This is a genomic window from Chromatium okenii, assembly GCF_016583745.1.
GTDB lineage: Bacteria > Pseudomonadota > Gammaproteobacteria > Chromatiales > Chromatiaceae > Chromatium > Chromatium okenii.
Genome location: NZ_NRRQ01000031.1, coordinates 21,785 through 31,315 on the forward strand (window position 1 = coordinate 21,785; position 9,531 = coordinate 31,315).

The window sequence follows — 9,531 nt, forward strand, 5'->3', positions numbered from 1 at the left end:
TTCATTATAATGAAAACCGATAAACACATTCACACGTTATTAACTTCCAGCCCCGAAGCATTTCGTTTCCTTACCGGCGGTTTAGAACTCATTGGTAACTATCAAGATCGTTCTATTGTATTCAAGGAATTGGAACGCCGCGCTGATCATGTGTTTGAACCAGACAATGGCATCGGTCCGGTGTATATTCTGGAAATTCAAACCCGACATTCTGGTGATGTTTATGATCGGTTAGTTTTGGAATTGGTGCTATATCGTAAATTGCATCCTAATTGCACAGTGCATGGTTTGGTGTTATTCATTGAGCGCAGCGGTGATGAACCAGAATCGCCGTGGCAAGCTCATTTAGGAATTAGTCCGCTATTATTAAAATCTGTCTATTTGGATGAAGTAATAGAACGGGCGCGTTGTGAACAACCAAATCATCCATTATTGGCAACTTTTTTGCCATTAGTTGCTAATAATAGGGAATTAGCACAACAGGCACCGGCAGCATGGCAACAATTGACAGCGCGTACTGAACCAGATGCTACTGCGTTAATGGATGTGTTTATATCGTGGTTAATGGAACGCTACAAACATCAATCCTATGAAGAGGTTATGACAATGTTGCATATTTCAACGCCATTAGAAGAGACACGCGCATACCAGCAATTGGTTGGCATTGGTATGGAAAAAGGGCTGGCTGAAGGACGTATTGAAGGTCATCAAGAAGGTCGTTTTGAAGGCCGTATTGAAGGACGCCAAGCTGAGGCTCGCGCTATTCTCACTAAGTTACTCCAGCGCCGCTTTGGTGATTTGCCGAATTGGGCAATCGTCCGTTTGCAGCACGCAAACACGGAGCAATTGGAAGCGTGGGCGGAACAGATTTTTGATGCTGCTGATGTGGTCACTTTATTCGGCGCTTCTTTAGATTAAATCCCTATTTCTCTTTTCAACGAGAAATTGCAAAGCCCACTGCTCACAGGTTAATTGATTTTTTATGTTCACCGGCATCATTCAGGCCATCGGCCACCTCCAGCACTCCCAACCGCGCAGCGGCGATGTGCGCCTGACTGTTCACACCGGCGAGCTGCCGCTCGCAGGCGTTGCGCTTGGCGACAGCATCGCCGTCAACGGCGTGTGTCTCACCGCAGTCGCGCTGACGGGCGCAGGATTCTCCGCCGATGTGTCGCGTGAAACGCTCGCGCTCACGACGCTCGGCAGCCTCAGCATTGGCAATCGCGTCAATTTGGAACCCGCGTTGACGTTGGCGACGCCGCTCGGCGGGCATCTCGTCAGCGGTCATGTGGACGGGGTGGGCACGGTGCGCGAGCGCCACGCCGATGCACGGTCGTGGCGGCTGCGGATTGAAGCGCCAGCAGAATTGGCGCGTTACATCGCGCCCAAAGGGTCGATTTGCGTGGATGGCACCAGCTTGACCGTCAATCAGGTGGATGGCGCGGCGTTTGAATTGAATATCGTCCCGCACACCGCCGCCCATACCATCATTGGCGCGTATCAGGTTGGCACTCGCGTTAATCTCGAAGTGGATTTAATTGCGCGGTATTTAGAGCGGCTATTGTTGGGCGAGCAAGCCGCTGTGTCGGCAATGCCGTCGGCGCTGACCCGCGAATTTTTACAGCAACATGGTTTCAAATAGTGCGCAGCAGATGATGAAAATTGTCCAGCCGCACCGCCGCAATCGCGCCCGTCGCCACCGCCGCCCGAATTGCGCAATCTGGCTCTTGATCGTGACGACAATCGGCAAAGCGGCATTGCCCCAGATACGGGCGAAAATCGCGGAAACCCGCTTGCAATTCCGACCGCGCCAGCGTCCCGAGCCGGAAACTGCGCACCCCGGGCGAATCAATCAACGCCCCGCCGCCCGCCAACTGATAACAGGTCGTCGCTGATGTCGTGTGGCGACCCAGCCCGGTCGCCTGTGACAAGCGTCCGATTTGAATCTCCCGATCTGGCAGCAACGTCTTGATTAACGACGATTTACCGACGCCAGATTGCCCCACCAACACGCTGGTCTGATCTGCCAGTGCAGTCCGCAACGCCGCCAAACTCGCTGCCGCGTGAACGCTCGTCCAAAAGGTGCGATAGCCCAGCGCCGGATAATGCGCAAAACGTTGTTGAAACGCAGCACGAGCGGAATCGGTGAGCACGTCCATCTTGTTGCCAACGATGAGCGCCTCCACGCCAATCCGCTCAGCGGCGACCAGATATTGATCAATGAGATAGCCGCTCGGCTCCGGCTCTGGTGCCAGCAAAATCACCAATTGAGTGAGATTTGCCGCCAGTGCCTTGGGGTGATTGTTGAAATCGGGGCGGCTCAATTCCGTGAGGCGCGGTTGCAACGCCGTGACCACGCCCTGCCCATCAGCGATGCGCTGCCAAATCACTTGATCGCCGCACACCGGCTGCCCGACATTGCTGCGCACCAAACAATGCACGAGCTGACCGGCGCTGGTTTCCACTGCTAAATTTGCGCCGTAGCGCACCATCACGCGCCCAACCTCCGGCGCTCCGGTGGCGGCGGTCAGTTCCGGCTCCAAATCAGAACCCGCCGCGAAACGTTGCTGCCGCCGTGTTTGAATGGCACGGATACGGTCGATTTGACGTTCTGAGAGACGGCGTTTGGTCATTATTAAACGGAGAATTCTTTGATTAAAAAGTGGTGATTGAGAAAACAGTTGTCAGTTAAAAAAAAGAGTGACAACACGCCACCAACTTTTTAGTTTTTCAACTGACAACCGCCAACTCAAAAGTTATAACAAACTCTTACAGCTTCCCTTTTGACATTTCACCAAGATGCTATCCGCACCCACACACGGCACCTTGTGAATCTCGCCATCTTTCCGCGATTCCACTAAATCCGTGCCTTTACTGCTCACTTTACAGCCGCGCTCGCGGGCAAATTTTTCTGCCGACGCTGCAAAACTCACTGATGACTTGACCACCGTCGATGCAGCCGGGCGCGGCTTGGGCAATTCCATCATGCTGCTGTTGGGTTTGGCGGGTGGTTTTGGTGCCGAACGCGCCACCTCCACCACCGGCGCACCCTTTGGCGCTGGTTTGACTGGCGTTTTCGGCGTCACCACCACCACCGGTTTGCCAGTCGTCACCGGCGCAGGTTTCACCGCAACTGGTTTCGCCGGCGCAGGTTTCACCGCAACTGGTGGCACCACTTTGGGCGCAGTCACAACGGGCTTGACGACGGGCGCTGGCGCTTTCACCACTGCGGGTGGCTGCGGTTTCGGCGGCGCAATCGCTGCCACCTTCGGCGCGGGACTGCCTGCGGCAGACAACGGCGGACGCGCTACCGGCGTCATGTCATCAGCATCTCCGGCATCTTCAGCCTCTGGCGCGGGCGGTGGAGTTGGTTTTACGGGCGCGGGAGCGGGCGAGCGAATTGTTTGGGTTTGAATTGGCGCGGCATCTTTGCTCCACGCATCTTTCCAACCTTCAGCAGGCGGCGTCGCTCGCGCCACCCGTCCCTGATGTTCGCCCCACACCTCACGCAGCGCCGCCAGCGATTCCGTGAGCGGATCGGTCAAAGCAACGGTGTAATCGGTGCGAGCGGCAGGTTTTTTTGGCGCAGGCGGGGGCGTCACCACCGCCGCTTGCGTCGCCACCAACACCCCGCCGCCCTCTTCGACGAAATAAGAAGTCACTTCCAACAACGTGCCGGGCTTGAGCACCGCTGGCTTAACGCCCAGCGTTGCCGACATCCCCGCATCAAGCGGGCGCTGCGCCACCATGCGATCTGCCGCTGATCGCCCAATCACCCAGCCCTTGCTCCGCGCTGCTCCCATCGCCAGCGCCTTCACCTCGGTGCGCTCGGCACCAGAGAGCGTGATATGCGGAAGCTGCTCCAAATCCGGCAGCGCCCCTAACCCATTCGGGTCTTGATCTCGCGTCGCATTGCCCGCGCACCCGCCGAGCAGCATCGCCACCACTGCCAAACCATTCAGCGCCGTCATCACACGCACATTCACCACTCGTTCCTCATCTCGATCCTAAATACAGCGCCGCCGTGAGCTAGTCGCGCCAGAAAAAACCTGCAATTGCGGTATGTTAGCACAGCCAAGCGACGCTACTTTAGCACTGGCAGCGGTGCTGTGATTGCTCACCACCCGCATGAACATCTTGAGACTGCGGGCAATTTTCTTTACAATGCCGCGCTCAACTCGCCGATGTAGCTCAGTTGGTAGAGCAACGCATTCGTAATGCGTAGGTCCGGGGTTCGAATCCCCGCCTCGGCTCAAGTTTTTACACAATAAGCGGTTATGGTTCATTGCCATGACCGCTTTTTTTATGCTTGTTTAATACGTCCTTTTGCCATCAAAGCCGAGGTTTTTTCAATGGCTGATTCCACCACCTCATTCTGGAAATCCACCGCGTTATCGCTGCTGCTCGCCTTGGTGGGCGTGTATGTTTTATATGATTGGTATGACGGCACCTTGCAGGAACGCTTGGCGCACAAGGAAACCTACATCGCCCAAACCGTCTCGTGGATCAAAGCCGGTGAAACCCGCACCTTGCAGCCCGAAGATGGTCAGGATGCCATCCGCTCGGCGATTTTGACCCTCGAAGGACGGCATCGCCAAGCACAAGCTGAGTTAAAACAACAGCTTGATACCCTCACCGCTACCAAAACGGATTTGGAGCGCCAGCTTGCCGCGCTCAAAACTGAATCTGCCAGCGATTTAGCGGCAGTGCAGCAACAACTCGCGCAGGCACAGGGCAGCTTGGAACGTCTCAACATCGCTCGCACCGAATTGGAAGCGATGTATCGCGAAGCCAAAGCGCAGGCAGTGGACGCCAAATTGAGCCTCGATCAATTGCGCCAAACCATCGTCGATACCACCGCCGAACATCAATCCCGCATCACCGAGCTGGAACATCATCTCAATGAACGGGTGACGCTGGCGCGAACCACGCCGCTGGATAGCGAGATGTTGCGCCTCGCGCAGGCTGCCGGCGTGTTGCCGCCGAATGAAGCCGTCGCCGCCGATCAACAAGCGTTGACCGATCAATTGGCGGAGGTGCAGTTGCGGCTGGAGACGGTGCAAACCGAGCTGGATACCGCTCGCACCGACACGCTGACTGCGCAAAATCAACGGACTGAATTGGAGCAGCAATTGGCGCAGGCGCAGGCTGATGCGGCACGCGCACAAACGCAGACTGTCGAAGATGTGGCGACTGCGAAAACCGCTGCGGCGGAGGCGCAGGTGCAGATTTTTGAATTGCAACAGCAACTTGCTGATGCACAAGCTGCGTTGACGCAGGCACAAGCGCAAGTGACGACCGCGAGCGATGAACTGGCTGAGAACGAGCGCCAACGCTTGCGGCAGCAGGCGATCTTTGATGAGCAGGCGCAACAACTGGCTGCGCTCCGGCAAGAGATCGCTGCTGTGCCGCAGGAACGTGAACAAGTGCTGCAAAAACATCAGGATGAATTGCAGACGTTGACGGCGACGCTGGAGGCGACGCAGCAGAAATTGGCTGCTGTCGAGCGTGATTTACAAGCCGCTCAAGCTGCTGCCTCGGCTGCGCCAGCGGTGGAAACAACGGCGGCGGTCGCTGCGGAACCAACCGCGATGACAGCGCAACTTGCCGCCTTGACTGCCGAGCGCGATCAAGCCGTTGCAGCCGCGCAAACCGTGCGCACCGAGGCGGAACAAGCTGTCAGCAAGGTGCGAGCGTTGTATGCCGGCTTTGCCGCGCTCGGCGCGACCTATACGCCACGCGGGTTGTTGCTGCGGTTGAAAGAGGACGAGCTGCGGTTTCCGCCCGGGCAAGCGCGTTTGCCCAGTGGCGAGCTGCCGACGGTGACGCAATTGGCGACGTTGCTGTTGGAACAGCCGACGTTGACGGCGCGGATTGAAGGTCACACTGATCGCAGCGGCAGTGAGGATTTGAATAAAACCTTGTCGCTGCAACGCGCTGAGGCGGTGAAACAGGCACTGCTGGCGCGGGGTGTGGCGGCAGAACGGGTGACGACGGAAGGCATTGGCGCGGCGCGACCGATTGCGGATAACGCCAACCCCAACGGGCGCAGTCAAAATCGGCGCGTTGAGGTGTATGTCGCGGAATAGATAAACAATTTTTCTGTAAATCAACCCCGCCGAGACGCGGGGTTTTTTGTAGCTCACGCACTGGCGCGTTGCCGCAATAACTTGACTTGAAACAGCGTGTTACGTTCTTCCTCTTCGAGCGACGATTGAATAAAGTGAATGGTGCGGCGATAACGCGGAATAATGTTGTATTTCAAGGCATTGACCCGCTTTTGTGCTTTGCGTTGCTCCTCCAACAGCCGATGCAACGCAATTTCCACCTCCGCGAGCTGTGCCAGCAGCACGGCAGCATCCGCGAGCGTGGAGCGAGCCGTATCAAAACCGACATCGGTGCCGAGCAAACCAGCCGGTTTGAGCGGCAGCCGCTGGCTCGTCACCGCCGGATATTCCACGCCGAGCGCCCGTCGCGGCAAGATGTCCACCGTCAACACCGGCTGGGCACCGAGTGCGGCCTGATGCAGCCCGCGACTGCCGAGCCGCAGATGCGTGATTGCCAGCGCCTGATACGCGACCGCCAGCGCCTGTTCAGCGGCATCGCGCAGGCGGCGATATTCGCCGATCCGCTCGTAAACCAGCCGCGTGAGCAGCTCGCGTTTACGCTCCAAAAGATCGTGCCCTTCTTCAAGAAATTTCACCTGCTTTTTTAATTTCAGCAGCGTGTTTTTAGTTGGTGGAACTTTAATGAGTTGTTGCGCCATTGGTGCTCTCGCGTGGTGAAATGAGTGGAATATGATGATATGAAATACGAGCACTCAATCAAGTTTTTTCAGCATGATCAAAATTCAATCCGCCAAACCAAGATCGCACTCCACTTCATCAAGGGTATAGGTTTTACTGCGCCCAGCACGATTATCAATCACGCGCTGTTCTGCAACATATACATTTTCAATTTTATCAAGATGTTTGCGGAGTGCTTCGATCATATAATCGTTTTGAGAGCGCCCAGTCAATTCAGATAACTGTTGCAAACGCTGGCTAATGTCATCTGGCAACTGAATCGAGATCACAGCCATATTAAACTCCGTGAGTGGTCAAAATAAAAAATTCAACGGTTAATTTCGCGCTCCACTAAACAATCTACACCGCCCATTTCAAATTCACGACATACCAGCGGGCGCTGTAAATAAATGCGGCAGCGCAGCGTGTCACGATCAAGCGCCGCGCACCAGCCGTCATTTAAGCGAGCCATCACGATACCGCCCCAACGGTCGCGGGTGGTGAAACGCGAGGGGACGCCCGTATCGGTTAAACAGAGTACTTCTAAGCGACAACATGCTGCGGTGCAATCGTCACAAGTGAATGATGGCGTGGTCATTGAGATACAATGTTTTTTAGAGTGAAACTGAAGATTTGCGCGAGCGCGACCGTTTCATTGTGGGCACCAACGGTATCATCATTTTTTGATAAAAATTAAATAATAACGCTACCCGCTCCTGCTCATTATTTAACTTTGCAGCAGAATAGGCTTTATCTACCACCCAATCTAAACCTTGATGTGCTTTTTTCAATTCCAGCGGCATTGCCAACATATCATATACATCAGCAAACGATTGATCGGGAAATTCTGCTCGCACATCTAATACTGTTTGCGCAGCACTTTCGATAGCTTGGCACTGTTTATCAGTCGGCTTGTCCGGCCACGGAAAGTTATTGTAAACAATGCCGGCTGAATAACGATAACTGTTTTCAAGACGCCCCGCCACCGCTCGCATCCATGCCATGTGCATCGCCGAAGATAACACGCCAAAATGATACAACGTGGCATCGACAATCATTAAATTTGCATCGCCACAAATCACGTCACTGTTTACATAACCAATAGGAATGTAAGCGCGATTTTCTGAAGATACGCGGGGAATCAATAAATAATTCTGCTGCGGTTGGCGGATTTCCTGAAATAAAAAAGGAATATCGGCATCTTTTCGCGTTTGTTTATCAACGCTTGCGCTGCGCTTTTCCCGCACTGCATCAACTCGGCGCATTACCGTTGGCATAGCGCGTAATGCGCTTGGCGGACAATCAACTAACCATAAACACCAGCGTTCAATGCCGTTAATAAATTCTTCCGCGCCAACAAAACGGCGCAGATATTGTGCGGCGGCGGGTTCTTTCGCTAACAACGCATCTTTTTCAGGCGGCGATAATAATAAATTGCCGCCATCAGTGGGTTTACTGCCGTTTATCATTGGCGGCACTGCGCACAATGGTTTAGAACGGGTCATTAACACGACATCGGGCGCAGCGATTAAATACGGATTGATATTTTTAACCGTTGCAGCGGATTGCACTTGCCCATGATTGGCATCAAACAACTGTTTATTTTCTTTATCATGCAGCGCAAAACCCACAATCACACAATGCACTGCCGCTTGACCTTTGGCTTCATTCGTCCATGAAAAAGTACGATAAGCAAAATGAATTTTCACCCCGCGCCGCAATAAATCGCCCCACAATACGCCAACTTGTTCGCCCTGCGTGATTGAATTGGTGGAGACAAATGCAGTTTTAATGGCGTGATTGTCAATCATATAATCGGTGGCTTTCCGAAACCATGCCGTGACGTAATCCAAATTGCCAACGCCTTTTACATCGCTGAAAATAGCCACCACATCTTGTTTCTGCTGCGCGGTTTGATAATTTTTACCCACAAATGGCGGATTACCTAAAATAAAGTTTAACTGACTGGGCTGAATGAACTCGCGCCAATCCATTTGTAGCGCATTGCCATGACGAATCTGCGGCGTTTGGGTTAAAGGAATGCGCTTGTAATACACGCCCAACACTTTCGACACTTCCATATTCATTTGATGATCGGTCAACCACAGCGCAGTTTGGGCAATGTGGGCGGGAAATTCCTCTATTTCAATTCCATAAAACTGCTGCACATTACATAACACATTAAATTCACCGACACCAATTGCCAACGTGTGCTTCTGACTAAATAACCGTTTTAAGACTTCCAATTCTAATAACCGCAATTCCCGATATGCAACCACTAAAAAGTTGCCGCAGCCGCAAGCGGGATCAAGAAAGGTGAGCGCCGCCAGCTTTTCTTGAAATTCAAATAGCTTTTGTTTGCGCTTGCCGATTTGCGCTAATTCAGCTTTCAAATCATCTAAAAATAACGGGTTAATCAACTTCAAAATGTTGTCTTCACTGGTGTAATGTTCACCCGCAGCGCGACGTTGTGCTTTACTTTTTACCGCTTGAAATAACGCGCCAAAAATTGCGGGCGAAATGTCACGCCAATTCAACCGACAGCACGCTAATAACTGCTCACGCATTGCGCTATTAAAGGCAACGGTTGGCAAACGTTGAGAAAATAACTGCCCGTTAATATAAGGAAATGCTGCGAGTTGTTGATCTAAAGTGATTAAGCGTTGGTGTTCTGGCGTATTCAACACTTGAAATAAATGATCCAGCCATTGCGCGAGATCATGTCCATCTTCGGCGGTGCGATTGG

Annotated in this window: 9 protein-coding genes and 1 tRNA gene; 4 read left to right on the plus strand and 6 right to left on the minus strand. The window is 53.4% G+C overall.

What is annotated here, in order from left to right:
• The first annotated feature begins 9 nt into the window (after window positions 1–9).
• Window positions 10–918, plus strand: a complete 909-nt coding sequence (locus CKO12_RS11355) for a DUF2887 domain-containing protein (protein ID WP_200154862.1) — start codon at window positions 10–12, stop codon at window positions 916–918.
• Between the two features lie 64 nt (window positions 919–982).
• Window positions 983–1,642, plus strand: a complete 660-nt coding sequence (locus CKO12_RS11360; RefSeq protein WP_200154863.1) for a riboflavin synthase — start codon at window positions 983–985, stop codon at window positions 1,640–1,642.
• Here CKO12_RS11360 and rsgA read toward each other — a convergent pair.
• Both rsgA and CKO12_RS11370 read right to left on the minus strand, forming a co-directional pair.
• A complete protein-coding gene (rsgA, locus tag CKO12_RS11365; RefSeq protein WP_200154864.1) occupies window positions 1,635–2,633 on the minus strand; it encodes a ribosome small subunit-dependent GTPase A in 999 nt (332 codons plus the stop codon). The two genes, CKO12_RS11360 and rsgA, sit on opposite strands and share 8 nt — an antisense overlap.
• 123 nt (window positions 2,634–2,756) lie before the next feature.
• Window positions 2,757–3,986, minus strand: coding sequence for a hypothetical protein (locus CKO12_RS11370; RefSeq protein WP_200154865.1), 1,230 nt, complete (start codon window positions 3,984–3,986; stop codon window positions 2,757–2,759).
• A 194-nt stretch (window positions 3,987–4,180) separates the two neighbouring features.
• Between CKO12_RS11370 and CKO12_RS11375 the strand changes: the two genes are divergently transcribed.
• A tRNA-Thr gene (locus CKO12_RS11375) sits at window positions 4,181–4,253 on the plus strand.
• 99 nt (window positions 4,254–4,352) lie between these two features.
• The gene (locus tag CKO12_RS11380; RefSeq protein WP_200154866.1) at window positions 4,353–6,089 is read left to right on the plus strand and encodes an OmpA family protein; all 1,737 of its coding nucleotides are present in this window, start codon (window positions 4,353–4,355) and stop codon (window positions 6,087–6,089) included.
• Window positions 6,090–6,142: 53 nt separating this feature from the next.
• Here CKO12_RS11380 and CKO12_RS11385 read toward each other — a convergent pair whose 3' ends face one another.
• The 4 genes from CKO12_RS11385 to CKO12_RS11400 all read right to left on the minus strand — a co-directional run.
• A complete protein-coding gene (locus CKO12_RS11385; protein ID WP_200154867.1) occupies window positions 6,143–6,766 on the minus strand; it encodes a V-type ATP synthase subunit D in 624 nt (207 codons plus the stop codon).
• An 84-nt stretch (window positions 6,767–6,850) separates the two neighbouring features.
• Window positions 6,851–7,081 (minus strand): type II toxin-antitoxin system RelB family antitoxin, encoded by a 231-nt coding sequence (gene relB, locus CKO12_RS11390; protein WP_207146352.1) that lies wholly within the window; start codon window positions 7,079–7,081, stop codon window positions 6,851–6,853.
• Between the two features lie 32 nt (window positions 7,082–7,113).
• A complete protein-coding gene (locus CKO12_RS11395) occupies window positions 7,114–7,383 on the minus strand; it encodes a YkgJ family cysteine cluster protein (RefSeq protein WP_200154868.1) in 270 nt (89 codons plus the stop codon).
• 16 nt (window positions 7,384–7,399) lie between these two features.
• A partial coding sequence (locus CKO12_RS11400) for a DNA methyltransferase (protein WP_200154869.1) occupies window positions 7,400–9,531 on the minus strand: 2,132 nt, incomplete at its 5' end.

What these genes read in the sequence shown, in the direction of transcription:
- CKO12_RS11355 (WP_200154862.1), top strand. Translation starts at nt 10, where the DNA reads ATGAAAACCGATAAACACATTCACACGTTATTAACTTCCAGCCCCGAA.
- CKO12_RS11360 (WP_200154863.1), top strand. Translation starts at nt 983, where the DNA reads ATGTTCACCGGCATCATTCAGGCCATCGGCCACCTCCAGCACTCCCAA.
- rsgA (WP_200154864.1), bottom strand. Translation starts at nt 2,633, where the DNA reads ATGACCAAACGCCGTCTCTCAGAACGTCAAATCGACCGTATCCGTGCC.
- CKO12_RS11380 (WP_200154866.1), top strand. Translation starts at nt 4,353, where the DNA reads ATGGCTGATTCCACCACCTCATTCTGGAAATCCACCGCGTTATCGCTG.
- CKO12_RS11385 (WP_200154867.1), bottom strand. Translation starts at nt 6,766, where the DNA reads ATGGCGCAACAACTCATTAAAGTTCCACCAACTAAAAACACGCTGCTG.
- relB (WP_207146352.1), bottom strand. Translation starts at nt 7,081, where the DNA reads ATGGCTGTGATCTCGATTCAGTTGCCAGATGACATTAGCCAGCGTTTG.
- CKO12_RS11395 (WP_200154868.1), bottom strand. Translation starts at nt 7,383, where the DNA reads ATGACCACGCCATCATTCACTTGTGACGATTGCACCGCAGCATGTTGT.